The 25,822-nt window shown below is 39.2% G+C and carries 27 protein-coding genes (1 of these 27 only partly in view); 16 read left to right on the top strand and 11 right to left on the bottom strand.

The window, feature by feature from the left end:
* Positions 1-473: 473 nt before the first annotated feature.
* A complete protein-coding gene (locus tag MHH37_RS18205; protein WP_342574137.1) occupies positions 474-2,012 on the bottom strand; it encodes a fumarate hydratase in 1,539 nt (512 codons plus the stop codon).
* A 254-nt stretch (positions 2,013-2,266) separates the two neighbouring features.
* Positions 2,267-2,455 carry an SE1561 family protein gene (locus MHH37_RS18200; RefSeq protein WP_173364527.1) on the bottom strand — a complete coding sequence of 63 codons (189 nt, stop codon included), beginning with the start codon at positions 2,453-2,455 and terminating at the stop codon, positions 2,267-2,269.
* Positions 2,456-2,902: 447 nt separating this feature from the next.
* On the opposite strand from MHH37_RS18200, the gene MHH37_RS18195 reads away from it, so the two are divergent.
* Positions 2,903-4,063 carry an MFS transporter gene (locus MHH37_RS18195; protein WP_339263229.1) on the top strand — a complete coding sequence of 387 codons (1,161 nt, stop codon included), beginning with the start codon at positions 2,903-2,905 and terminating at the stop codon, positions 4,061-4,063.
* Between the two features lie 16 nt (positions 4,064-4,079).
* On the opposite strand, the gene MHH37_RS18190 is transcribed toward MHH37_RS18195, so the two are convergent.
* From MHH37_RS18190 to MHH37_RS18170, 5 genes are all read right to left on the bottom strand, one after another.
* The gene (locus MHH37_RS18190) at positions 4,080-4,316 is read right to left on the bottom strand and encodes a carboxypeptidase (protein ID WP_014822704.1); all 237 of its coding nucleotides are present in this window, start codon (positions 4,314-4,316) and stop codon (positions 4,080-4,082) included.
* Positions 4,317-4,437: 121 nt separating this feature from the next.
* Positions 4,438-4,833: a VOC family protein gene (locus tag MHH37_RS18185; protein WP_014822708.1), complete on the bottom strand. Its 396-nt coding sequence runs from the start codon at positions 4,831-4,833 to the stop codon at positions 4,438-4,440.
* A gap of 114 nt (positions 4,834-4,947) precedes the next feature.
* Complete coding sequence (rlmD, locus tag MHH37_RS18180; protein ID WP_342576288.1) at positions 4,948-6,309, bottom strand: 23S rRNA (uracil(1939)-C(5))-methyltransferase RlmD; 1,362 nt, start codon at positions 6,307-6,309, stop codon at positions 4,948-4,950.
* Positions 6,310-6,440: 131 nt separating this feature from the next.
* Positions 6,441-7,226: a polysaccharide deacetylase family protein gene (locus MHH37_RS18175; RefSeq protein ID WP_014822710.1), complete on the bottom strand. Its 786-nt coding sequence runs from the start codon at positions 7,224-7,226 to the stop codon at positions 6,441-6,443.
* 49 nt (positions 7,227-7,275) lie between these two features.
* Complete coding sequence (locus MHH37_RS18170) at positions 7,276-8,175, bottom strand: TIGR01777 family oxidoreductase (RefSeq protein ID WP_014822711.1); 900 nt, start codon at positions 8,173-8,175, stop codon at positions 7,276-7,278.
* Positions 8,176-8,282: 107 nt separating this feature from the next.
* On the opposite strand from MHH37_RS18170, the gene recX reads away from it, so the two are divergent.
* Genes recX through MHH37_RS18155 form a run of 3 tightly spaced genes read left to right on the top strand, consistent with a single transcriptional unit; the run spans position 8,283 to position 9,691 of the window.
* Complete coding sequence (gene recX, locus MHH37_RS18165; RefSeq protein WP_008405718.1) at positions 8,283-9,098, top strand: recombination regulator RecX; 816 nt, start codon at positions 8,283-8,285, stop codon at positions 9,096-9,098.
* The gene (locus tag MHH37_RS18160; RefSeq protein WP_008405719.1) at positions 9,091-9,420 is read left to right on the top strand and encodes a YfhH family protein; all 330 of its coding nucleotides are present in this window, start codon (positions 9,091-9,093) and stop codon (positions 9,418-9,420) included. Before recX ends, MHH37_RS18160 begins: the two co-directional genes overlap by 8 nt.
* Position 9,421: 1 nt before the next feature.
* Positions 9,422-9,691 carry a YfhJ family protein gene (locus MHH37_RS18155; RefSeq protein ID WP_342574136.1) on the top strand — a complete coding sequence of 90 codons (270 nt, stop codon included), beginning with the start codon at positions 9,422-9,424 and terminating at the stop codon, positions 9,689-9,691.
* Positions 9,692-9,780: 89 nt separating this feature from the next.
* On the opposite strand, the gene MHH37_RS18150 is transcribed toward MHH37_RS18155, so the two are convergent.
* The gene (locus MHH37_RS18150; RefSeq protein WP_065217574.1) at positions 9,781-10,770 is read right to left on the bottom strand and encodes a metal-dependent hydrolase; all 990 of its coding nucleotides are present in this window, start codon (positions 10,768-10,770) and stop codon (positions 9,781-9,783) included.
* 114 nt (positions 10,771-10,884) lie between these two features.
* Here MHH37_RS18150 and mutY point away from each other — a divergent pair, with 114 nt between their 5' ends.
* The 9 genes from mutY to nikC all read left to right on the top strand — a co-directional run bounded on the left by mutY (position 10,885) and on the right by nikC (position 20,759).
* On the top strand, positions 10,885-11,943 hold the full coding sequence (gene mutY / locus MHH37_RS18145) for an A/G-specific adenine glycosylase (RefSeq protein ID WP_342574135.1): 1,059 nt from the start codon (positions 10,885-10,887) through the stop codon (positions 11,941-11,943).
* A gap of 46 nt (positions 11,944-11,989) precedes the next feature.
* Positions 11,990-12,277, top strand: a complete 288-nt coding sequence (locus MHH37_RS18140) for a hypothetical protein (RefSeq protein WP_342574134.1) — start codon at positions 11,990-11,992, stop codon at positions 12,275-12,277.
* Between the two features lie 264 nt (positions 12,278-12,541).
* Positions 12,542-13,090: a DUF402 domain-containing protein gene (locus tag MHH37_RS18135; RefSeq protein ID WP_014822714.1), complete on the top strand. Its 549-nt coding sequence runs from the start codon at positions 12,542-12,544 to the stop codon at positions 13,088-13,090.
* 150 nt (positions 13,091-13,240) lie between these two features.
* Positions 13,241-14,965, top strand: a complete 1,725-nt coding sequence (locus tag MHH37_RS18130; RefSeq protein WP_342576286.1) for an ABC transporter ATP-binding protein — start codon at positions 13,241-13,243, stop codon at positions 14,963-14,965.
* 151 nt (positions 14,966-15,116) lie between these two features.
* Positions 15,117-16,136 carry an ABC transporter ATP-binding protein gene (locus MHH37_RS18125; protein WP_008405730.1) on the top strand — a complete coding sequence of 340 codons (1,020 nt, stop codon included), beginning with the start codon at positions 15,117-15,119 and terminating at the stop codon, positions 16,134-16,136.
* On the top strand, positions 16,111-17,088 hold the full coding sequence (locus tag MHH37_RS18120) for a dipeptide ABC transporter ATP-binding protein (RefSeq protein ID WP_342574133.1): 978 nt from the start codon (positions 16,111-16,113) through the stop codon (positions 17,086-17,088). Before MHH37_RS18125 ends, MHH37_RS18120 begins: the two co-directional genes overlap by 26 nt.
* Positions 17,089-17,120: 32 nt before the next feature.
* Positions 17,121-18,764 carry an ABC transporter substrate-binding protein gene (locus tag MHH37_RS18115; protein WP_008405734.1) on the top strand — a complete coding sequence of 548 codons (1,644 nt, stop codon included), beginning with the start codon at positions 17,121-17,123 and terminating at the stop codon, positions 18,762-18,764.
* 83 nt (positions 18,765-18,847) lie between these two features.
* Positions 18,848-19,852, top strand: coding sequence for an ABC transporter permease (locus MHH37_RS18110; protein WP_087617400.1), 1,005 nt, complete (start codon positions 18,848-18,850; stop codon positions 19,850-19,852).
* 16 nt (positions 19,853-19,868) lie between these two features.
* Positions 19,869-20,759 (top strand): nickel transporter permease, encoded by an 891-nt coding sequence (gene nikC / locus MHH37_RS18105; RefSeq protein ID WP_087617399.1) that lies wholly within the window; start codon positions 19,869-19,871, stop codon positions 20,757-20,759.
* 37 nt (positions 20,760-20,796) lie between these two features.
* Here nikC and MHH37_RS18100 read toward each other — a convergent pair whose 3' ends face one another.
* Together MHH37_RS18100 and MHH37_RS18095 are read right to left on the bottom strand one after the other, a co-directional pair.
* Entirely contained in the window at positions 20,797-21,891 is a 1,095-nt protein-coding gene (locus tag MHH37_RS18100; protein ID WP_087617398.1) for an aromatic acid exporter family protein, read from the bottom strand.
* A 69-nt stretch (positions 21,892-21,960) separates the two neighbouring features.
* Entirely contained in the window at positions 21,961-23,247 is a 1,287-nt protein-coding gene (locus MHH37_RS18095) for a glutamate-1-semialdehyde 2,1-aminomutase (protein WP_065217572.1), read from the bottom strand.
* A gap of 133 nt (positions 23,248-23,380) precedes the next feature.
* Here MHH37_RS18095 and bcp point away from each other — a divergent pair, with 133 nt between their 5' ends.
* From bcp to perR, 3 genes are all read left to right on the top strand, one after another.
* Positions 23,381-23,848: a thioredoxin-dependent thiol peroxidase gene (gene bcp / locus MHH37_RS18090; RefSeq protein WP_342574129.1), complete on the top strand. Its 468-nt coding sequence runs from the start codon at positions 23,381-23,383 to the stop codon at positions 23,846-23,848.
* Positions 23,849-23,872: 24 nt separating this feature from the next.
* On the top strand, positions 23,873-24,820 hold the full coding sequence (locus MHH37_RS18085) for a D-2-hydroxyacid dehydrogenase (RefSeq protein WP_342574128.1): 948 nt from the start codon (positions 23,873-23,875) through the stop codon (positions 24,818-24,820).
* A 176-nt stretch (positions 24,821-24,996) separates the two neighbouring features.
* Entirely contained in the window at positions 24,997-25,443 is a 447-nt protein-coding gene (gene perR, locus MHH37_RS18080) for a peroxide-responsive transcriptional repressor PerR (RefSeq protein ID WP_014822720.1), read from the top strand.
* 93 nt (positions 25,444-25,536) lie between these two features.
* Here the strand turns inward: perR and MHH37_RS18075 are convergent, their stop codons facing one another.
* Positions 25,537-25,822: the 3' portion of a YgzB family protein gene (locus MHH37_RS18075; RefSeq protein WP_008405748.1), read on the bottom strand. 56 nt of this gene lie beyond the right edge of the window; only the last 286 of its 342 coding nucleotides appear in the window; its start codon lies off the right edge, out of view — the gene reads right to left on this strand; the stop codon is at positions 25,537-25,539.

The following is a 25,822-nucleotide window of genomic DNA, read 5'->3' as shown; positions in this document are numbered from 1 at the left end:
TTCCCGCAGGAGTCGCCCTCCATTCCAATCAATTTTATAAAATATCCGTTTCTTAATAAGGTTTTTCTCCTTAGTTTATGAAATTTCTACTTCTGTCCCAGCCTCTTTTTTAACCAAACAATCGATCTCGCATAAAAAAGCATGCGCTGAAAAATAGCCAAAGCATTAATGAAAGATATAGATATATATATTCAAAGGTTACGTAAGGGAGAATAATAATCACATAAATTGTATACGAAAGGGCAACAAGAAAGCTGCGTCTATACTGATATTTAGTACTCACGTGTATTTGGGCAGCTATAAATAATGCATTAATCAATATCTTAATATAGAGCATATAACACCACCTATACCTTATATAATAAAATAGTATAGCATACCAATAAAAAGAATAGTTAGAATTATATGTAATTTAAAATGCGGAAATAAAAAACGACTTCAACCATTTAGGAAGAAGTCGTTTTTCATAACTATTAGAATACGCGCTCTGCATGTAATGCTAATTTATCTAAAGAAGATTTCTCTACATCAGCATGTAATGAGTTACCATGAGAGTCCATCGTTACTACTGCAGTAAAGTCTTTTACAGTTAAGTGCCACATTGCTTCTGGAATTCCGAATTCCATTAAGTCTACACCGTCAACTGATTTAATGCAGTCTGCGTAGTACTGAGCTGCACCGCCGATTGCATTTAAGTAAACGCCACCGTGTTCTTCTAAAGCTTTAAGAGTTTTTGGTCCCATACCGCCTTTACCCATAACAGCACGGATACCGAATTTTTTCATGATGTCGCCTTGGTATGGCTCCTCACGAATTGAAGTTGTTGGACCAGCAGCTTTTACGACCCAGTTGCCTGCTTCGTCTTTCGCCATTACCGGACCACAGTGGTAAATAATTTGACCATCTAAATCTACTGGTGCTTCTACACCTTCACCGATTAAGTGGTGATGGATTGCGTCACGACCTGTATACATACGGCCAGAAATTTTTACTACGTCCCCAACTTTAAGTGCACGGATTTTTTCTTCAGTAATCGGTGCAACCAATTCAACTACTTTGTTGTCCGAGTTATCTTGTTTTTCTTCATCACGGAAAGTGATTTTTTCACCTTCTTGGTAATGCCAGTTTGTGATTTCGCCAGTCGCCGGATCGATATCGATTGCCATACGACGGTAAGCCCAACAGTTGTAAGCTACAGATACGAAGAATGAAGCTGGTAAACGGTCCATTACACCGATTTTACAACCTAGTAATGTTGCTTCACCGCCGAAGCCCATTGTACCAACACCGAATGTATTTGATTTTTCTACAATATACTCTTCTAGTTTTGCTAAGTCTTCGATTGGATTCACATCATCAACATGACGGAATAATTGCTCTTTTGCAAGATCATAACCTGAAGAACGGTCTCCACCGATACCAACACCGATGAAACCAGCAGAACAGCCTTGTCCCTGTGCTTGCCATACAGAATGTAAAATACATTTACGGATACCGTCTAAGTCACGACCAGCGCGGCCTAAACCTTCTAATTCTGTAGGTAAAGAATATTGGATATTTTTGTTTTCACAGCCGCCGCCTTTTAAAATAAGCTTCACTGTAATATAGTCATTTTCCCATTGCTCAAACTTTACTACTGGAAGTCCAGCGCCAATGTTTGTTCCAGAGTTTTTACCAGTCAATGAATCAACTGAATTCGGGCGTAATTTTGCATCACCAGTAGCTGCAGCAATTGCAGTGTGGATTGCTTTTTTAATTTCGATTTGGTTTACGCCAACCGGCGTATATACTTTAAATGTTGGTAGACCCGTATCTTGACAAATTGGAGATACATTATCTTCTGCCATTACAATATTTGTAGTGATTGTGTCTAAAGACATCGCTGCACGTGTACCAGCATTTTCTGCTTCTTTTGCAGCTTTAATAGCACGACGAACGTCTTTTGGTAAGTTAGTAGATGTTTCAGTTACTAAAGAATAAAGACTTTTTTCTAAAGTTTCTAAGTATGCCATCTTATTTTTCCCCCCAGAAAAATATGTGTATTTTGATCAATAAAATTAATATAAGTTAGAACAAAACTTTCACGAAGAAATGAATGTTATGTCTTTCTTAATAAACCATCTTACATTATAACTCTTTTAATGTGGAAAAAAAAGAGCGCTTACATGAATGTTTGTCAGATTAAAAGAAAAAACGGCGAATAATAGCAGAACTAGTCAAAAGAATGAAAAAAGCAATACCCAGTGTACAGGTATTGCTGAATTTTCTATTTATCTTCGCGGGATTGGAATTGATCCATTTTTTCTTCTAAATCATCCATCATTTGAATTAAGCGATCAATATCTTCAATTTCCGTCGTTTCAGGATCGATTGCATCAAGCACTTCAAGGAAAATTTCCAGGCGTTCTTTTAAATATGTTACTTGCTGTTCTTTGTTTGTAATTGGCTTCATAATGTATGATGCTCCTTTTGTATTGACTTATTAATATTATACTACGCTATTTTCTAAAAGTTAAACAACAACTTATAGTATATATCGGACTAACCTATTAAATTAACTTTAAAAAATAGGGAATTGTATAGTACTTGTTAATTATTTTAACATTCTGTTAATTTGAATATTTACATTAATGAAGTGTTATGATAAAGTAAATTCATACTTAAATACGAAGGAGATGGTCGGAAAAAACATGTATAGACAAACTCAAGAAAAGGAGGAAGTTTAAACATTTACGGCTATTCGCCGATACGACTGTTTACGCAACGCAGAAATGGAATATAGTGATATTTAAAACCCCGGTTAACTTTTAGAGATAAAGTTAGCTGGGGTTTTTGAGTTTACTTTTATTTCTCCTAAAAGCTGTGATACGATGAATTGTATGAACTAAGGGAGAAAATTGAAATGAGTTATGAACAGCGCAGGTTTACGATTTTAGTTATTATTGTATCAATTTCAGGATTTTCGCAAGGAATGCTTTTACCTCTGATTTCGGTGATTTTTGAAGGGGATGGCGTATCCTCAACGCTCAATGGTTTGAATGCCACAGGTTTATACATAGGAACATTATTGATCTCGCCGTTTATCGAGCAGCCATTACGCAAATATGGGTATAAACCTATTATCCTATTTGGTGGGGCACTCGTTTTCATGTCACTGTTTTTATTTCCATTTTGGAAAAGTGTCATGTTTTGGTTTATACTCCGGCTGTTAATTGGCATCGGTGATCATGCACTGCATTTTTCAACACAGACTTGGATTACATCAACTACAGCTACACATAAACTCGGTAAAAGCATGTCAATATACGGCATATCTTTTGGAGTAGGCTTTGCTGTTGGCCCATTGTTTGTCCCGCTAATTAAAATATCGGAAAGCTTTCCGTTTATTATTTCGTCGGCATTATGTTTATTAGCGTGGTCGTTAATCTTTTTCGTGAAAAATGAAAAGCCGGAAGCGTTGGCAGGAGATGCAAATGAATCAGGTATCAAACGTTATAGTCTAGCTATAAAATACGGATGGATTGCCTTTTTGCCGCCGTTTGTTTATGGCTTTTTAGAATCGTCACTGAATGCTTTATTTCCGGTGTATGCTTTACGAAAAGATTTTGACGTAGCATTTGTATCCATTATTTTGGCTGGCTTTTCGATCGGAGCGATTGTTATGCAATTTCCGCTTGGTGCATTAGGTGATAAAATTGGTCGCCATAAAGTAATTGTTTCAGGGCTCTTTGCCGGAAGCATATTTTTCTTAATAGGCAATTTCTTTGAGCATTCGGAACTGTTTGTAGCTGCTGTCTTTTTTTGTGCAGGAATGTGTGTCGGTTCGATGTTCTCACTCGGTATTACATATATGACCGATTTGACTCCGAAAGAGCTGCTGCCGACAGGGAACTTGCTTTGTGGTATATTCTTCAGTTTAGGCAGTTTAACTGGTCCGCTTTTAGGCGGTTTATATTTGGAAGTTTTCCCGAGTAGCGGATTTTTATTTGTTATTTCGGTCATGCTGCTGACAGTTGCAGTGGTCATACTCTTTTTTGGCAAATCGAAAAAAATAGCTATATAAAAAAGCAGACGTTCTCTTACTTGGAACGTCTGCTTTTTACTGAAAAGAAGACTATTGCGGTAAAAATCATTGCTAAAATTATGTAGATGAACACATTTAAATAGTTTACACCACCAAATGTAACAGCAGCTTGAAGTGAACTTGCTGAAGTTGCTGAATTTTCATCATTGCTTTGGAAGATGAGGCCTGCAAAAGATGAAATCGCCCAATAAGAAATAATAAAAGTGATTACTACAAATAGAAAATTCTTCATATTAATACCTCCTGGCGATTACTATTTTACATGAAAAGTAAAGCAGTGGGGGAGGTTCTTCTAAAATGATTCTTTTCTAAAAAACGAAGGAACCTTATAAACAAGGTTCGTCGCTTTTATGTTATTTTGCTTCCGGATCCGGTTGATGTAGACCAAATATATTATTTTCAGTATCAAGAAAATATCCTTGCCAAGCCATACCTGGCAGCGCATATTTCGGCATTGCTACTTTGCCGCCGTTTGCTAAAATCTTTGCTTCGGTTTCATCATAATTGCTTACGCCTAAAGTACATACTGCAGAGTTAACACTTTGTCCTTCTGCAGGGGAAGGCCCTTGTCGCTGCATTAATGCACCATTAATTCCCGGATATTGATCGTCGCCAGTAATCGCTCCCAAATACGGCATGCCTGCATATTCACTATAATCCTCAAAACTCCATTCAAAAACAGCCTCATAGAAATTTTTCGCGCGTTCCATATCATCTACATGAATTTCAAAATGAATGATTCTTCCCAAAATAATCCCTCCGAAAATATATTTGATTTAATATTGCGCTAATTGAAGTGTATATGCAAGTTTTTGCCAAGAGAAAAAACCTACACAAAATTTTGTGTAGGCGTATGGAACATATTATTTTTTTAATGTCAGTTTCACGACACATTCAACCTGTGCTGTTTGCGGGAACATATCGACTGGTTGAATATATTCAACGTTGTAACTCTTTGATAATTCCTTTAAATCACGCGCTAGTGTTGAAGGGTTACACGATGTGTAAACAAAACGCTTTGGTTTAATTTTTAATACAGTTCTAATAAAGCCTGGCTCTAAACCTGTGCGGGGTGGATCCACACAAATGACATCTGGACGGTAATCTTCTTTTGACCAGCGGAAAAGCCATTTATCTGCAGAGCCTGGGAAGAAACGTACATGCTGCAGATTATCGTTTGTACGTGCATTATACTTCGCATCAGCAATTGCTTCGTCGACATTGTCCATACCGCGGACTTCACGGGCACCTTCTGCCAGCCACATACCGATTGTTCCAACACCGCAATATGCGTCGACAACATTTTCTTTCCCTGTCAGTGCTGCAGCTTTTTTAATTTCATTATATAAATGTACTGTTTGTTCAGGATTAAGCTGGAAAAATGCACGAGTTGATAAATCAAATGCAAATTCACCCAACTTTTCATGAATCGCTTCTTTTCCGTCTAAAATAAAAGTGTCAGGTCCAAATATAAGCGATGTCTTCTCACGATTGACGTTTTGTGTAATGGAAACGATTGAAGGATCAATCTTTTTAATGCGTTCAATTAACTCTTCTTTATGCGGAAGCTCACGGCGAGTTGTTACAAGACATACTTGTGTTTCGCCAGAGCGCATACCTGTACGAACAACAATTGTTCGAACTAAGCCATTTAACGTTTTCCCATCATAAATCGGGATATTTAGTTTCTGTAAAATTTTACGAGTAGCAACTGTAATTTTTGAAGTTACAGGATGCTGTACAAGACAATCATTAATATTTAGAAGCTGGTTAGTTCCTTCAGTAAATAGACCTGCATATACACGCTTGCCTTCTTTACGTACTTGGAATTGGGATTTATTGCGGTAATGCCAAGGATTATCCATTCCGATCGTTGGGCGGATTTCAGCTGTTTGTCCAATTTCTTTGGCGTATTTTTCGAATGCCTGTACGACGATATCACGCTTATTCATTAACTGCGCTTCATAAGTCATATGCTGTAATTGACAACCACCACATTCAGAATACACAGGGCAAGGTGCTTCTTGGCGGAATTCGCTTGCTTTACGTATTGCCAAAATTTCCGCTTCAGCAAATTTCGGGGATACTTTTGTTAATTTTACTGTTACTTCTTCCCCAGGAATCGCACCTTTTACGAATATGACATTGCGTTTATAAAAACCGACACCTTCACCATTAATGCCAAGGCGCTTTATCGTTAACGGGAACTTTTGCCCGACTTCCATTTTTAGTTCACTCAAGTTTACACGTCCTTTAAATAGAGTAACTCGCACCAAAATTTAGTGCGAGTCACTTCCTTTTCTTCATCATTTCAGTATAGCGGAAAGTACAATGAAAAGAAAGGAACGCTACTTTTCTAATACGGGGAAATTTTTTCGTATTCAAGCACCAGATCATCCAGAGAGCCAAACGTGTAACCTTGTGCTTTAGCATCTTTTATGAATTGAGGTATCGCTTCGGCATTATCCTGAGCTACCGTATGCATTAAAATAATTGCACCTGGATGTAGCTGGTTCATTAGTGCATCATAAGCATATTTTGCGCCGCGTCGTTCATCTTTTAGCCAATCTTTAAAAGCGATGGACCAGAACATATGGCGATAGCCCACTTCATTGCCGACTTTCAAAACTTCTTCATTAAAGATACCTTCTGGCGGTCGGGCATAATAAGTCCGTTTGACACCAGTCAATTCATTTAATTTATCATCAAACCGTTTCCATTCCTTCTTCATTTCTTCAGCGGACAAACGCGCCATATTCGGATGCCCATAAGAGTGGTTTCCGATAATATGGCCATCTTTAACCATCGTTTTTACTAAATCGGTCGCGCTTGTTAAATAATGACCGGTCAAGAAGAAAGTGGCCGGAGCTTTTTCTTCCCGCAAAGTATTTAAAATACTCTCGGTATAGCCATTTTCGTAGCCGTTATCGAATGTTAAGTAAACGATTTTCTTTTCTTCATTGCCTTTATAAATGGCACCGTATTTACTTAACATAGATTCAAGCGGTTCACCTATTTCTACAGGCTCGCCATTACGGCTTGGCTTGAAGCCCCAATGAAATTCCTCGGCTTTTGCAACAGACATAAAGGATATAAATGTGGCGACTAACACGAAGCTAATCCCTAAAATATGTTTTTTCAATGAAAAAGCAACCTCCTTTTACAAGGTAGGTTGCGTGAAAAGCATTGTTTTATTCATATAGATCACGAATTGCATCTTCCACAGAAATAAACTTGAATTCAAAATTTGCGTTTAACAATTTTTCGGGTAATACATGCTGACCTTCCAGTACGAGCATACTTTTTTCACCAAGAGCGATCTTTAAAGCAATGCTTGGAACCGGGAACCAATGTGGACGCTTCAATGCATGACTTATTGATTGCCCGAATTGCTTCATTCGTTTTACATTTGGTGTTGTAAAATTAATTGGCCCTGATAATGTATCGTTTTCGATTGCAAAAAGTATAGCACGTGCTACATCCTCTACATGAATCCAGCTAAGCCACTGTCTGCCTGATCCAATTGTTCCGCCAACACCAAGCTTATAAGGAAGTACCATCATCGGCAATGCACCTTCGCCTTTTTCCAAAATAACGCCAAAACGGGTTAAACAAGTGCGAATGCCTAGTTGTTGAGCCTGCATTGCTCTTTCTTCCCATTGGACTACAACGTTTCCTAAAAAATCAGATGCTTTTTCAGGAGCTTGTTCTGTATAAACAGCTTTTTCAGAAACAGGATAAATACCAACAGCACTCGCATTAATAAGTACTTTTGGTTTATCCATTAAATTTTGTAGTATACGGATGACTTCATCGGTAGATTCGATTCGGCTTGATAGTATTTTTTGTTTTTGTTCATCTGTCCATCGACCTTCATTTAGTGATACTCCGGCTAAATTTACAAATGCATCAGTATTTTCCATGAAAAGCTCGGGTGTCGAGTCATCGTTTAGCCATTGTACATAGTGGATGTTATTTTTAACTTGCTGCTCTCCACGAGTTAAAATTATGACTTCGTGACCTTTTTCAAGTAATAGCTTACTCAACCTTCTGCCAACCATTCCTGTCCCACCTGCAATTGCAACTTTCATACAAACACCGCCTTATTTCATTTCATTAGTATCAGTATACCGTTCGATGAAACTATAAGTAAAAAGATGTATACTAGAATGTACATTGTTATTGTGAGGTGTACACGGTGCAAGTGCAAATTATTACGAAAATTGGTCGACAAAAAAACAATCAAGAGCGCTACAATATTTATTTGAACGAACAGTATGCTTTTGCAGTTGATGAAGGGACACTTATTAAGTTCGGTCTGCAAAAAGGCAAAGTACTTGAGCAGATGGAAATAGATGAAATACAATATGAAGATGAAATTGCAAAAGCGTTTAACAAAGCGCTCAATTTTCTTAGCTTCCAAATGCGCAGTGAACATGAAGTGAAGTCCAAGCTCCTGAAAGCAGGGCATGGGGAAGCAGTTGTACAAGAAGCTATTCATAAATTAACGGGCTTAGGTTTTTTAAATGATGAAAGCTATTCCAAAGCACTGCTTGAAACGAGAAAGCGTACGACAAAAAAAGGACCGGCTGCAATTCGGCAAGACCTGATGCAAAAAGGGATTGATAAAAATTTGCAACAGAAAGTATTGGCGACATATGATCATGAGGAGCAATTAAAGCTTGCAATGGAACTGGCGGAAAAAGCTGTGCGTTCCAATACAAATAAAACTCCGACACAAGTGAAGCAGAAAATTCAGGATGTGCTGTTGCGTAAAGGGTATTCCTATGAGATTGTTAAAGAAATACTCGAGCAGATTACATTAGACCGTGACGAAGATGAATGGTCCGAATTAATAGAAGCTCAAGGTGATAAAATTTGGCGCAAATATGCAGCTAAATTAACAGGATCTGATCTTCGGCAAAAAGTAAAACAGGCGCTTTATCAAAAGGGCTTTCCGATAGAGAAAATTAATGAATATATTGAACAGAAGGAGCAACAACAAAATGAATGAATTAACATATAGTGCAATGTCTGAACCGGAATTACGTCAGGAAATTGCAAATTTACGTGAACGTGCGAGAAAAGCAGAGCAATTGGGGATTGTTAATGAATATGCAGTTTATGAGCGTAAAGCATTACTGGCAGAGGCATATTTAGTTGATCTTTCAACAATTATTCCAGGCGAAATTTATCGTCTAAATGGATCGCCGGGTGAGTTTTTCCAAGTAGATTATTTAAAAGGTCGCTTTGCATGGGGACACCGATTAGGTTCGGAACGTTTTGAAGAAGCATTACCTGTTTCTATTTTACGTCCGATGAAGGAAGGGAAGTAGCATGGAAGAGTTATACCAAAGACTAACAGAACAATTACTTGCGAAAAACCCTAAATTACCGACAGGTCGTGCCCGAACGTGGGTGGAATTATTATGCAGCGATTTCGAGTCTACATCTGCCAAGGCTGGGGCGGATTACCGCGGTGCCGAATATACAGCTAAATTAGTGAGTCAGTTAATTGAAAGCTATGGGGATAAGCTTCATTTATTTGCGGCACAAAATCCGAAATATGCGCATTTATTAAATGACAGTGATGATACGTTAAATTAAAACCATTCAGCTTTAGTGTAATTGTTTTATTTACAGCTGATTCCAATATAAAACCACCAGTTGTGGCTGGTGGTTTTACGTCATTTTATTTAGTCATTGCCGGCTCCTATTTGCAGTCGTTTCTGCAATTTTTCTTCTGTAAAAATCCAGCCGGTATAAGAATTGACAATGTTAAGCTCTTCATCTAAATGGGCGACTGCAACGAATGGATAGCGATCATTACTTCGGTAGCGTAAATCGATTAAACGCAGTTCTGTCACGCCGCTTTCAAGCTCTGAAATTTCCCACCGGTAAAGTGGTGAAAACGATAAAAAGGCATCTAAATTTGGATCTTTTAACGCTTTTTCAACGAGTTCTGTTTTTGGGATAGGTTCAATCTCGAACTTATCGTAAATATTGACAGATCTGCGATAGGCACGGCCAACATAGAAATGCGTTTTCGATTTAGCGGCAACTTTCCAATGGAAAAAGCGCATTGTCGGAGCGACAATTACAAACTCTTCGTCCTGCAATTCATGATGGACAGCAGTTTTAACCGCCTTTTGAAGAGCAAAACGTAAAATATAATAGAAGAAAATAATGATATACATGACCGTAAATGTGAGGACGGGTTCTGTCCCTAATAACCAAAGTAAAATACCAATACAGTGCATCGTAAATATTAATGGATCGAATGTATTAATAACACCGAGTGCAACCCACTTTTTTGAAAAAGGGCGCAATGCCTGTGTGCCGTATGCATTAAAAATATCTACAAAAACATGTAAAAATACGGCGATTTGAGTCCATAGCCAAACATTGAACAGATGGACATCAGGTAAAATAAGGGCGAGAACACCTGTTATTAATAGAGGCCATAGTAAAACGGCTGGTATTGAATGTGTAATCCCTCGGTGATGGCGTATATAAACCGCATTATTACGAAGTTTTAAAACCGTATCAATATCCGGTGCCTGTTGTCCGATAATCGTTCCTGCCATTACAGCCGTAAAGGTCATAGAATGACTTGCGACAGTCGGGTCTACAAGTGCTAGGCCTCCAATAGCAATCCCCATGACGAAATGTGTGCCAGAATCCAAATGTATCAACCCCTCGATCTTAAAACCGTTCGAGAACGGAAAAATTTAGCAATCGTATCCACATTATAATATACCCTTTTTTAAGGAAATAAAATCGAATTTTTGGAGGACAATGTGAACTATCAATATACAAAACAGTTTCGCCAAGCATTAGTGCAATGGTTTTTGGAAGAGCAACGAGATTTGCCTTGGCGTCGTACGAAAGAACCCTATCAAATTTGGGTGTCTGAAGTCATGCTGCAGCAAACAAGAGTTGATACAGTCATCCCATATTACAACCGTTTTATCGAAAAATACCCAACAGCGGAAAGCTTAGCCTATTCACCGGAAGAAGAGCTGCTTAAAATGTGGGAAGGTCTAGGGTATTATTCCCGTGTACGTAATTTACAAGCAGGTGTCCGAGAAGTAGTCGAGGTGTACGGCGGAAAAGTGCCGGATAACCGCGTTGATATTTCAAAGCTAAAAGGTGTTGGACCTTATACTGCAGGTGCAATATTAAGTATTGCTTACGGGAAGCCGGAGCATGCTGTAGATGGAAATGTCATGCGTGTTTTAAGTCGCGTATTAAATATTGATGCCGATATCGCTTTGCCAAAAACAAAGAAAATTTTTGAACAAGCGGTAACAGAGCTGATTGATCCTGAAAATGCATCTGCATTTAATCAAGGACTGATGGAGCTAGGTGCGTTAATTTGTACACCAACTTCACCAAAGTGCTTATTATGCCCAGTGCGTGATTACTGCACGGCTTTCCATGAAGGTGAGCCATCCAGCTTACCGGTTAAATCCAAAAAGTTAAAAACAAAAAATATCGAATATGATGTTTATATTATCCGTGATCAGCAAGGACGTTTTTTAATGGAAAAACGACCGGATGCAGGTCTTCTCGCGAATATGTGGCAGTTTATTATGATTGAACGCCAGGCAGATGAAAATAGTTTAACCAAAGTGGAAAAACAATATAACGTTACTTTGGAGCACAATTCTAAGGAAACAATTTTAAGTTTCAGCCATGTTTTTTCTCACTTGAAATGGCATATTGACAGCTATTTGGTCGATGCAGTTGAGACGAATGCAAATCCGGAAAATACAGCATACTTTACAAAAGAGCAAATTGCCAATTTACCAATGCCTGTGCCGATGTTAAAAATATGGGGGAAAATAAATGCATAATTAATTTGCCACCAGACCACAATAATGGTCATGGAGGTGACAAAAAATGAGTCGCAATGAACAAAACCGCAACAAACAACAAAACCAAAACCAACGTAACAACCAACTAAACAACCGTGAAGAGTTTGGTCAAGACCTAAACTTCAACGATTTCAACCAGCAAAATCAAAACCAAAACCAGAGTAACCGTCAAAACAATAACCGACAAAACAACCTTGAAGAATTCGGCCAGGACGAAAATTTCAACGAGGTTCAACAACAAAACCAAAAACAACAACGTGAACAAGAGCAGCGTAACGCACAATTCGCGAAACGTAACAATAACAACTTCTAATGAAGTGTAGAAAGATGTTCTGAAAGTGCAAACTTTCAGAGCATCTTTTTTTGTTTTAAAATGAAAGAGCGGGGAAGTTATAAAAGAAGTGTCACATACTACTAATTAATTCTTTGTTTAAAACGTGCAACATTAAGGCATCGTAATAATTTTCACGCAAAATTGAAAATAATTGTATTCGAACTACAAGTTTTGCCAAAGCATTGTTATAATACAATAAAGACTGCTAGAATTTTTAGCTGAGACGAAAAGGTGGGCTTTATGATGGCATTACCGGTTGAAGGAGAAAAAATCCAAATACATAGTTATAAGCACAATGGTAATATCCACCGTGTCTGGCAAGAAACGATGGTATTAAAAGCAACGAAAAATATTATTATCGGTGCGAATGAAAAAACACTTGTTACGGAATCAGATGGTCGCACTTGGCTGACACGTGAGCCCTCGATTTGTTACTTTCATGCAGAGCATTGGTTCAATATTATTTGTATGCTGCGGGACGACGGCGTGTACTACTATTGCAACATCAGTTCACCGTTTGTGTTTGATAACAATTGCTTAAAATATATCGACTATGATTTGGACGTAAAGGTGTTTCCTGATATGAGTCATGCATTATTGGATGAAGATGAATATGAGCAGCACAGGTTGGAAATGAATTATCCCGAAGTCATAGATAAAATTTTACAGCGTAATGTAAAAACATTGGTAAGCTGGATTGAACAACGCCGTGGACCATTCGCTCAGGATTTCATAGAGTCTTGGACGAATCGTTATATCTTATTGAGTGAAATTCAGGCAAATAAAGAGTAGTGGGACACAAGCAGCTTTTTAGGTTGCTTGTGTTTTTCTTTTGGGTAAAGTACATGTGTAAATGTTAAATGGGGAATTATGATATGATAATTGCTGTTGCAAAATTTCTGAGGGGAAGTGTTTTTTGCATTGGATAGTATTAAACGTTATATGCGGTTCGTCAAGCCGTATAAAATGCTTTTATTTTTAACAATCGTGATCGGCATACTAAAATTTGCGATTCCGTTATTTTTACCGTGGCTCCTGCAAATAATTATTGATGATATATTGTTGAAAGATGGCATGACTACAGAGGAGAAGACAAAGCAATTATTTACATGGATCGGAATTGCACTTGTACTGTTTTTTGTTATTCGTCCACCAATCGAATATTACCGCCAATACTTTGCACAAAACTTGAGTAACAATATTTTATTTGATATACGAAAAGAATTGTATGGGCACTTGCAAAAATTAAGCTTAAAGTATTATGCGAATACCCGAGCTGGAGAAGTAATTTCGCGTGTCATCAATGATGTTGAGCAGACGAAGAACTTTGTTATGACAGGATTGATGAACTTATGGCTGGATTTAGCGACGATTTTAATCGTGATTGCCGTCATGTTTGCGATGGATGCGAAGCTGACGCTTGTTTCGCTTATTGCTCTGCCATTTTACGCATTTAGTGTAAAGTATTTCTTCGGGCGACTACGAAGTTTAACGAAGGAACGGTCACAGGCTCTAGCTGGTGTTCAAAGTTATCTACACGAGCGTGTTGCCGGTATGAGCATTATTAAAAGTTTTACATTGGAAAAGCATGAACAGAAAATTTTCGATGAAACGAATGGAGAATTTCTTAATAAAGCATTGGACCATTCACGCTGGAACGCCAAATCTTTTGCTGTAGTTAATACTATTACGGATATGGCGCCGCTGATCGTAATTGGCTATGCAGGCTATCAGTATTTAAATGATGCGCTTTCGATAGGTGTACTCGTTGCGTTTTATGCTTATATTGAACGCTTATATGGACCGCTTCGCCGATTGGTAAGCTCATCGACAACATTGACTCAGTCAATTGCCTCAATGGACCGAATGTTTGAACTGATGGATGAAAAATATGAAGTTCAAAATAAACCTGACGCGATGGTGTTACCCGCAGCAAAAGGGAAGCTTCAATTTGACCGAGTTATATTCAAGTATGATAAAGATGGAAATACAATTTTAAATGAAGTTGATTTCACGATTGAACCTGGACAAACTGTTGCCTTTGTAGGTATGAGCGGCGGGGGGAAATCGACAATTGTCAGCCTAATTCCCCGTTTTTACGATGTGACGGAGGGATCGGTGAAAATTGACGATCAAAACGTTAAAGATGTTACGATTGATTCATTACGTTCGCAAATCGGGATAGTATTACAGGATAATATTTTGTTTAGCGATTCAGTGAAACAAAATATTTTAATGGGAAATCCGCATGCGACAGATGAGGAAATAGTTGCTGCAGCCAAAGCGGCGAATGCTCATGACTTTATTATGGGTTTACCGGAAGGCTATGACACGAAAGTGGGAGAACGAGGCGTCAAACTTTCAGGCGGGCAGAAGCAGCGTGTGGCAATCGCACGAGTATTTCTTAAAAATCCCCCAATTCTTGTATTGGATGAGGCGACTTCTGCACTTGACCTGGAAAGTGAAGCACTTATCCAAGACTCACTTGACCGTTTAGCGCACGAGCGGACAACCATTATTATCGCTCACCGACTATCTACAATTACCCATGCCGACAACATTTTCGTTATCGATCATGGAGAAGTTGTAGAATCAGGGACTCATCAACGACTAATGGAGCAACAAGGAGCATATTATAACTTATTCCAAGTACAAAAATTAGATTAAATTTGAGTGACTATGTTGAAAAAAATCAGCATGGTCACTTTTTTTATGTATATTTTAAAATACATTTTTTTACGATAATGTTGTAAATTAGTAGATGTTATAATATCATATTTTCAAATACTTTTAATCTTCAGAAAACTGGGGTGTTTAAATGAGTCGAAAAGCTGTGCTTGAAGTGAGAGAGTTAGAAACGACATTTTTTTCAGACAGTGGAAAGGTTGCAGCTGTCGATCGGATAAGCTTTTCAATTCATGAAGGGGAAATTCTCGCTATCGTAGGGGAATCTGGCTGTGGTAAAAGTGTTACTTCCCTCTCTATTATGGGGCTGGTACCGAGTCCTCCCGGAAAAATAACAAATGGAGAAATTTTATTGAAAGGGCAAGACATTTCGAAGCTTTCAGATAAGCAAATGCGCAAAATTCGAGGCAATGAAATCGCGATGATCTTCCAGGAACCGATGACTTCGCTAAATCCTTTGTTTACAATCGGGAATCAATTGATCGAAGCAATCCGAATCCACCATCCAAAATGGTCGAAAAAAGAAGCAAGTGCACGAGCGGTGGAAATCATGAAGTTGGTCGGCTTGCCGCGCGCGGAACAGTTGCTTAAAGATTATCCTCATCAGCTATCAGGAGGAATGCGGCAACGTGTAATGATTGCAATGGCCCTTGTATGTAATCCAAAAGTGCTTATCGCCGATGAACCGACAACAGCCCTCGATGTTACAATCCAAGCCCAAATATTAAAGTTAATGCGGGATTTAAATGAAAGGCTGAACACTGCTGTTTTACTCATCACACATGATTTAGGTGTTGTTGCGGAAACCTGTGAGCGCGTCATTGTCATGTACGCAGGACAAATCGTTGAAGAAGCGCCGGTCAATGAAATATTTAAAAACCCGCAGCATCCTTATACAAAAGGACTCATCCAGTCTGTACCCGATATGCGTTATAAAAAGGATACGCTTTATTCAATTCCTGGGAATGTTCCGAAACCGGGTTCCATTTTGGAAGGCTGCCGTTTTGCAGCACGATGTGAATACGCATTCGACCGTTGTTTAACAAATAATCCTCCGCTATATGAATCATCCGGTACACATAAAGCAAGATGTTTCTTATTGGATATGGAAGAAGGGGGAGTTACACATGTCGAAAGTGCTGCTGAAAGTTGACAACCTAAAAAAATATTTCCCGATTCGACATGGGATGTTTGCACGGCATGTCGGTGATGTAAAGGCGGTCGATGATATATCGTTTGAGCTTTATGAAGGGGAAACATTAGGCATTGTCGGAGAATCCGGCTGCGGGAAATCTACTACTGGCCGGGCGATTATGCGATTGCATGAACCTACAGATGGCCGGGTGACATTTGATGGCATTGAGCTCACTGAGTTAAACAGCGAGCAAATGCGAAAAGTTCGACGAGAGATTCAAATGGTATTTCAGGACCCGTACGCCTCATTAAATCCAAGACATACAGTTGAAAAAATTTTAGAGGAACCGTTAATTGTCCACGGAATTGGGAATGCGAAGGAACGAAAAAAGAAAGTCCATGAATACTTGGAAATCGTCGGTTTAAGCTCCTATCATGCGAAGCGCTATCCTCACCAGTTTAGCGGCGGACAAAGACAGCGAATCGGTATCGCTAGAGCATTAATGACAAATCCGAAATTAATTATTGCAGATGAACCGGTATCTGCACTGGACGTATCCATTCAAGCGCAAGTTTTAAATTTAATGCAACGATTGCAGGAAGATTTAAAACTGACATATATATTTATTGCCCATGATTTAGGGGTTGTGCGACATATTAGTGACCGGGTAGGCGTGATGTACTTAGGCAGGCTTGTCGAAATTGCGGAAAGCGAATCGTTATATCATGAGCCATTACATCCTTATACACAAGCGCTATTATCGGCTGTACCGATTCCGGATCCGCAGTTTGAGCGGGAACAGCTGTTGCTGAAGGGTGATATACCGAGCCCGTCAAACCCGCCGACAGGGTGCACATTCCATACACGCTGTCCTTTTGCGATGGATAAGTGCAAACAGGTAATTCCGATGCTACAGCAAGTTAAACCAGGTCATTCTGTTGCGTGTCATTTATATGAAACGCCGCAATGATAATAGATTAAAAAGTCTAGGGGGTTTTTTTATTGAGGAAAGGTAAATTGTATTTAGTAAGTCTAATGATGCTATTAATAATGTCATTATTTTTAGCTGCTTGTGGTGCTGACGATGCAGAAACGTCATCATCAGAAACAAATAACGATTCAAGTACAAATACAGACAGCAATACGACAGACAATTCAAGTTCTTCAACACCTCAAGTATTAGTATTTGGTCGTGGAGCAGATTCTGTTTCACTTGATCCAGGTATCGTAACAGATGGCGAATCGTTTAAAGTTACACAAAACGTATTTGAAACATTACTAAACTTCGGGGAGCAAGATACAACGATCAACCCTGGACTGGCAAAAGAATGGGAAGTGAGTGAAGATGGTTTAACTTACACATTCCAGCTTCAAGAAGGCGTCAAATTCCATGACGGCACAGACTTCAATGCAGACGCGGTTATTAAAAATATCAATCGCTGGAAAGGTGGAAAAGAGGAAGATTTCTACTACTTCAACTCTATGTTTAAAGCAGAGGGCGAAGATATTATTAAAGATGTAACGGCAGAAGGAGATCATACAGTTGTATTCACACTTTCTCGTCCGCAGGCACCATTCCTTAAAAACTTGGCAATGAGTCCATTCGGAATTGGTTCGCCAACTGCATTTGAAGCAGCAGGCGATAAATTCGGTGACAATCCTGTAGGTACAGGTCCATTTAAATTTACAGACTGGAAACGTAATGACTCAATCACGATTGAGAAGTTTGAAGACTACTGGCAAGAAGGTTTACCGAAATTAGATAAAGTTATCTTCCGTTCAATTCCGGATAACTCTGCTCGTTTAAATGAATTAATGGCAGGCAATATCGATTTAGCTGATGGTATTAACCCTTCAGATGGTAAAACAGTGGAAGGTGATTCTACTTTACAACTGATTGAACGTCCATCAATGAACATTGGTTATTTAGGTTTGACGAATACACGCGCACCGTTTGATAACAAACTGGTACGTCAAGCAGTTAACTATGCAATCGATAAACAGGCGATTGTTGATGCGTTCTTTGAAGGACGTGCAGAAGTGGCGGCAAACCCGATGCCATCTTCAATTAGCGGTTACAATGATGCAATTTCTCCATATCCGTATGATCCGGAAAAAGCGAAATCTTTATTAGCTGAAGCGGGCTATGACGGAAAAGAAATTGAGTTATGGGCAATGCCAGTTCCTCGTCCATATATGCCGGACGGAGCGAAAGTGGCGGAAGTTATTCAGAAAAACTTAGAAGATGTTGGAATCCCATCGAAAATCGTTACTTTTGAATGGGCAACATATTTAGAAAAAGCGAAAAACGGTGAAGCAGATGCATTCATGCTTGGCTGGACTGGTGACAATGGAGATGCTGACAACTTCATTTACACATTATTAGACAAAGATAATATCGGTTCAAACAACTATGCATTCTATTCAAATGAAGAAGTGCATGAGCTATTAATTCAGGCACAGTCGGAAACAGATGAAAATGTGCGTAATGAGTTATACAAAAAAGCACAGGAAATCATTCATGATGATGCTCCATGGGTTCCGCTTGCTCACTCTACACCGTTATTAGCAGCAAAAGCAGGTGTAAAGGACTTCAAGCCTCATCCAACAGGTTCTGATAAATTGGATAAAGTTTCAATGGAGTAATAGAGAATTCTTTGAAAGGGGAGGAATATTCCTCTCCTTTTTTCAACTAGTAGAACCATACATTCATAAAAGGGGTGAAGAGCATGCTTCACTACATTGGCAAACGTCTACTGCATTTAATTCCTGTATTACTTGGAATGACTTTTTTAGTATTTCTTATTATCCGTGCCATTCCCGGGGATCCAGCACAAGTCATTTTAGGACAGCAAGCTACTGCTGATGCAATCGCGGCACTTCGCCTGAAACTGGGTCTTGATAATCCGTGGTATATTCAATATTTCGATTATTTGAAAGGGATTATAACGGGAGATTTGGGAGAGTCATTAAGAACGAGGCAGCCGATCTCTTCTGAAATGTGGCCTTATTTAGCAGCTACATTTGAACTGGCATTTTTCGCGATGATTATCGCAATTATCGTCGGAGTAAATGCAGGGATTATTTCATCATGGTTTCAAAATTCATGGTTTGATTATTTAGCGATGGTGATTGCTTTAATCGGTGTTTCGATGCCGATTTTCTGGTTAGGTTTAATGGAGCAATGGGCATTCGGTATTCAGCTGGGCTGGTTACCGACATCGGGACGGGAAGAAGTGAGGGATCCTGTTTTGGCCATTACCCACTTTTACTTGATTGATACATTATGGCAAGGCCGGTTTGATCAATTTATTGTTGTGTTAAAGCACTTATTATTACCTGGCATTGCACTTGCAACAATTCCGACGGCGATTATTGCACGAATGACAAGAGCCTCTATGTTGGAAGTAATGCGTTCTGATTTTGTTCGTACAGCGCGGGCAAAAGGTCAAAAAATGTTTGTCGTTGTTTATAAGCATGCATTGAAAAATGCGTTGATTCCTGTATTGACGGTTGTCGGCTTACAAACGGGCATGCTGTTAGGCGGTGCCATCTTAACGGAAACGATTTTCAGTTGGCCGGGAATTGGCCGCTATATATACGAAGCGATAGGATTCCGTGATTATCCTGTCATCCAGTCAGGTATTTTAATTGTTGCCTTTTTATTCGTAATGATTAACCTGATTGTTGACCTTTTATATACGGTGATTGATTCGCGCATTAAATACAACTAGAGAGGAGGCGCATAGCATGGCTGAAATTATACAAAATCGAGTTCAGCGAATTGAAGAAGAACGAGTAAAAGGACCATGGCAAGAGGCGTGGACGAATTTCAAGAAAAGTAAGTCTGCGCTGTTCGGCAGTGCAATTGTGTTATTTTTTGTGCTTCTGGCAATATTTGGCCCTTTGTTTGCACCACAAGGTATAAATGAGCAAAATTTAAGTATGCGTCTGCAGCCTCCATCTGCTGATTTCTGGTTTGGAACAGATGATCTAGGTCGTGATATATTTTCTCGAATTTTACATGGGGCCCGCATTTCGTTGACAGTTGGTTTATCGGCCGTGTTAATCTCTGCAGTTGCCGGCAGTTTTTTAGGGATTATTGCAGGCTATTATGGTCGTTGGGTTGATACGATTATTTCGCGAATCTTTGATATTATGCTTGCGTTTCCGAGTATTTTATTGGCGATCGCAATTGTGTCGATTTTAGGCCCATCATTGCAAAATGCATTAATTGCGATTGCGGTTATTAATATACCGAACTTCGGCCGACTGATCCGGTCGCGGGTGCTGAGTATAAAAGAAGAAGAGTATATTCATGCCGCAAAAGCTATCGGTATGAAAAACTCTCGGATATTATGGAAGCATATTTTGCCGAACTCGATGACTCCCGTAATTGTGCAGGGGACACTGGCGATTGCGACAGCGATTATCGAAGCGGCAGCACTCGGGTTTTTAGGACTTGGTGCAGAAGCTCCTCAGCCGGAGTGGGGGAAAATGCTTGCAGATGCGCGGATGTTTTTAATGAACGCACCATGGGCGATGATTTTTCCGGGACTGGCGATTATGCTCACAGTAATCGGATTTAACCTTATGGGTGACGGATTACGGGATGCACTTGATCCGAAGATGAAAAGTTAAAAAGAAGGTGTGCGAAATATGCACACCTTCTTTTTATTTAATAAAACTCTGATTCCAAATCGAGATTTTTTTCTTCGCTGTGGAAGCTGCGATAGGAAACTATCAATGTATCAAGATGCTCCAGGTTTTCTTCGTAATCTAAGATACGCGATAAAATATAAAGCAGATGATAGCTTGAAAACTGTTCATCTTCAGCAGCCTCTTCTTGAGCAAGGGCGATTTGTTTAATAAACTGCTCCATTAGTTCACTACCTTGCAGATACTCTTCGTGACGTGTCCATTTTGAATGTTCTGGCCTAAGCTTCCCAGTATACTTCAATAACAGTTGTTCATGATAGGTTAACAAGAAGTCTAAACGTTCTTGAATAATTACTTGAAATTTACTTGGTAACTTTCCAAGCTCATTTTCATGTTTGTGTAAACGAACGAGCAGCTCATAGCTTTTTTTCGATGTTAGTAACATTTGACGATAAATAACAAGCTTTCGGGCTTTCACAAACTTCCGGTTTCTGAAATAGCTGCGTTCTTCCTTGAAAAACCCATACATTGTATCAATTTCATTGAGTCGGGACTGCAATTTGTTTACCGCCATTTTCGTTGAAGTATGTTCACTAGCCTGGCGAACGGCCAAACGTGTCCAGCGAATGATATCATCCTGGACAGAGTTAATCATTTTAAATAATTTTATTTCGTATTTAGGCGGTACAAATAACATATTGACAACGAAAGCAGCAAAAACACCCAACATAACAGTACTGAATCGGATCAGACCAAACATTAGAAAATCATCGCCCGGTACTTCCATAATGGCAATCATCGTTACGAGTGCCAGTGAAATGGATTTTTCGAGCTTCAACTTCATCATAATACCAAGGACGACAATAGCGGCAATACCAACAGCCACTATATGATGTCCGAAGATGAGACCGAATAGGACAGCAACGGAAGCGCCAATAATATTTCCCTGTATTTGCTCTAAAATTGTAAGATAAGAGCGGTAAATAGAAGGCTGGATTGCGAATACAGCAGCAATTGCAGCAAACACAGGTGAAGGTACATTCAGTATTTGAGCTAGAAATAAGGCGAAAACGATTGCAACACCCGTTTTTAAAACGCGTGCACCTAATTTCATATTCTTTTCCTCCTTTCTGAGGGAGTCAATGAAGAGAAGCCGCTATAAAATATATAGCGGCAGTTTTTATTAAAGTTGAGAAAATGCGTAATCTACTGCTTTTAATGTTTCTTCTACATCTGCTTCTGTATGTTCTGTCGTTAAGAACCATGCTTCATATTTTGAAGGGGCTAAGTTGATGCCTTGAGATAACATTAATTTAAAGAAGCGACCGAACTTTTCCCCGTCCGTATTTTCCGCTTGCTCATAGTTTTCCACTTTTACATCAGTAAAGTAAATAGCGAACGCACCTTTTAAACGGTTTAATGTAATCGTAACATTATGTTTTTTGGCAGCAGCTAAAATACCTTCTTCTAGAAGAGCACCTAAGCGATCCATTTCTTCATAAATCCCCGGTTGCTGTAACACTTCAAGACATGCAATCCCTGCTTGCATACTTGCAGGATTTCCGGCCATTGTACCTGCCTGGTATGCAGGACCTAGTGGAGCGACTGTTTCCATTACTTCTTTACGACCACCGTATGCACCGATTGGCAGACCACCGCCGATTACTTTCCCCATTGCGACTAAGTCCGGAGTTAAGCCGAGCATTGTATGTGCTGCCCCGTAGTGGAAACGGAAAGCTGTGATAACTTCATCGTGGATTGTTAAGGCACCATACTCTTTTGCCAATGCATGTACATGTTCCAAAAATCCTTTATGCGGTTCAACAATTCCAAAGTTGCCAACGATTGGCTCGATTAAAATCCCTGCAACATCATTACCCCATTTTTCCATTGCTAATGTGAATTGTTCCTTATTGTTAAAAGGAACTGTAATTACTTCCGTAGCGACAGCATGAGGAACACCGGCAGAGTCAGGCGAACCTAATGTTGCTGGACCTGATCCCGCAGCAACAAGTACTTGGTCGAAGTGACCGTGATAGCAACCGGCAAATTTAATGATCTTTGTACGGCCTGTAAATGCGCGTGCTACACGGACACATGTCATCACGGCTTCTGTACCGGAGTTGTTAAAACGTACTTTATCCAATGTAGGAATTGCTTCTTTTAACATTTTTGCAAATTTGATTTCATGCTCTGTCGGTGTACCGAATAATACACCTGTTTCTGCGGCATGGGCGATAGCTTTTGCGATATGCGGATGACCATGCCCTGTAACGATCGGTCCATAGGCTGCTAAATAATCGATGTAACGATTACCGTCCACATCCCAAAAGTATGCTCCTTTACCGCGGACCATGACAACAGGTGCGCCGCCGCCTACTGCTTTATAAGAACGGGATGGACTATTAACCCCGCCAACAATATGTTCGAGTGCTTCTGCATGAAGCTGTTCAGATTTAGTATGATTCATAATTTATTCCTCCAAAATAGGTTACATGAAATGATTTCATATCTATTGTAGTATGTAATGAAAGGGAACGCCAAAGAAATTGAAGCAACGGGCATTGTTTTGTATCATAGAAGAAAATTTGGAGGGAAAAGACATGACATTAGAAAAAGTACAAGCACCAGCATTTACATTGCAAAACGAGGAGGGGAAATTGATTTCGCTGGAAGACTATAAAGGCAAAAACGTTATTCTCTATTTTTACCCGAAAGATTTAACACCGGGCTGTACAACACAGGCTTGCGACTTCCGCGATAAATATGAGGACTTTTCAGATTTGAATGCTGTAATTTTAGGTGTGAGTTTGGATGATGCAGCGAAACATACTAAGTTTATTGAAAAGCACGGATTACCGTTTTCGTTATTAGTGGATGAGAACCATGAAGTTGCGGAGAAATATGGTGTATGGACATTGAAGAAAAACTTCGGAAAAGAATATATGGGCATTGAGCGTACAACGTTTTTAATTAATGAAGAGGGTATTGTTGAAAAAGAGTGGCGAAAAGTACGGGTGAAAAACCATATTGAAGATGTGTTAAACTATTTAAAAAATCGCACAAAATAATATGTGCACAAAGGGGAATTACTGATGGTAACGATTTATTTTACATTTGAACCGCGTGAGGATCTAAAACAGCCGCTTCTGGCGGAGTTTCCTCAAGCAGATTTTTTATTTGATACGAAACTGGATGTGGAGAAGCTTGCTCAATCAGAAATTTTAGTAACCTATGGGGAAGACTTAAAGGAAGAGCATTTGCAGCATGCAGACAAATTGCAATGGATTTTTGTAGCATCTGCTGGAATCGAAAAGATGCCGGCAGATGCAATCGCGAAACGTAATATACTCGTTTCGAATGTGCGCGGGATACATAAGAAGCCGATGACTGAGTCAATTTTAGCTCATATTTTATCTTTGAAACGTGTATTACCGTTTATTTACGAGCAACAGCAGAAGAAAGAATGGAATAAAAAGGCGCGTCCGACAGAGTTAAATGGAAGTACAGCCTTAATTATCGGTCCGGGTGCAATCGGTGGAGAAGTAGGACGGATTCTGCAGGCATTTAATGTTCATACAATTGGCTGTAACCGTTCAGGCAAAGAAGCGCCGTATATGAATGAGACGTATAAGCTGGATGATTTAAAAGAGCAGCTACCAAAAGCGGATATTATTCTCTCCATGCTGCCATCTACAAAGGAAACGAAGCATATGCTGACTCGAGAGCATTTTGAACTGATGAAGAGTTCTGCTATCTTTATGAATTTCGGGCGGGGAGACTTAGTAGAAACAGATACACTTGTCGGTGTTTTGCAAGACAAGCTAATTGAGCATGCTGTATTGGACGTATATGAAATTGAGCCATTACCGGCAGATAGCCCGCTATGGGACTTGAACAATGTTACACTTTCACCGCATTTTTCTAGTCATTCATCGCGTTACTTAGAGCGCAGTCTCGATATTTTTAAACCAAGCCTGAAAAAATGGCTGAACGGGGAACGTGATCTAGAAAATAAGATGAATATTTTAAGAGGGTACTAATTGAGAATACTATATGAAAGAATAAGCCTTTAATCGCTTTCATTTTCAATTAGCCTTTCTATCAAATACTTTTATTTCGATTGGAATAAGCAATTGTTGACAATGCATGGACAAATTCGCTACACTAATTATAACAATTACTAATTAATAATATGTATGAAAAGGGGTGCATGACGATGTCTGAATTGCATTTGAAGGATGCGCTGGACACGTTAAAGACTACTGGTGTACGAATTACTCCTCAGCGTCATGCGATTTTGGAATATTTAATTCAAAGTATGATTCACCCAACAGCTGATGATATATACAAGGCGCTTTGCGATAAGTTTCCTAATATGAGTGTAGCAACAGTTTATAATAATTTGCGTGTCTTTCGTGAAGTAGGTTTAGTAAAAGAGCTTACTTATGGAGATGCAGCGAGTCGTTTCGATTTCGTAACGGGCGACCATTATCACATGATTTGTGATGGCTGCGGTAAAATTGTAGACTTCCACTATCCCGGATTAAATGAAGTGGAGCAGTTTGCTTCGCAAGTAACAGGCTTTCAAGTTAATTCGCACCGTTTAGAAGTCTATGGTACATGTCCTGACTGTATTGCAGTCGGTGCAACAAAAGTTCAATAATAGTTTAACCTAGTAACGGTTGTTGCTAGGTTTTTTTTATGAAAAAACTGGAGCAAAAAGTTTGAAAACTTTTTCTCCAGTATTGCCGAACATTTAATTTTTATTGTACTCTTGATTGAATTCTTTTCCTTCCAATGCAGGATCTAAAGTGAGTGGTTCATTGCAATACATGCAAATATCCACACGACCTAAAACTTTTGTCCATTTCCCGCATTCCGGACAGACGACTTGCACGGCCTTTGTAGACAGCAATCCTATCCAGCCGTATACAGCTGTACTGCCGATTATACAAAGAAGTCCAATTGTCATGAAGATTAATACAAGTATTTGATTATTTTTGAAAAAGATTGCACCATACATAATAACGAAGCCGATGAAA

Source organism: Solibacillus sp. FSL K6-1781 (assembly GCF_038630735.1).
GTDB classification, from domain to species: Bacteria; Bacillota; Bacilli; order Bacillales_A; family Planococcaceae; genus Solibacillus; species Solibacillus silvestris.
Note: the sequence above shows the minus strand (reverse complement) of the source record. Positions and strands in the feature narration are given on the sequence as shown.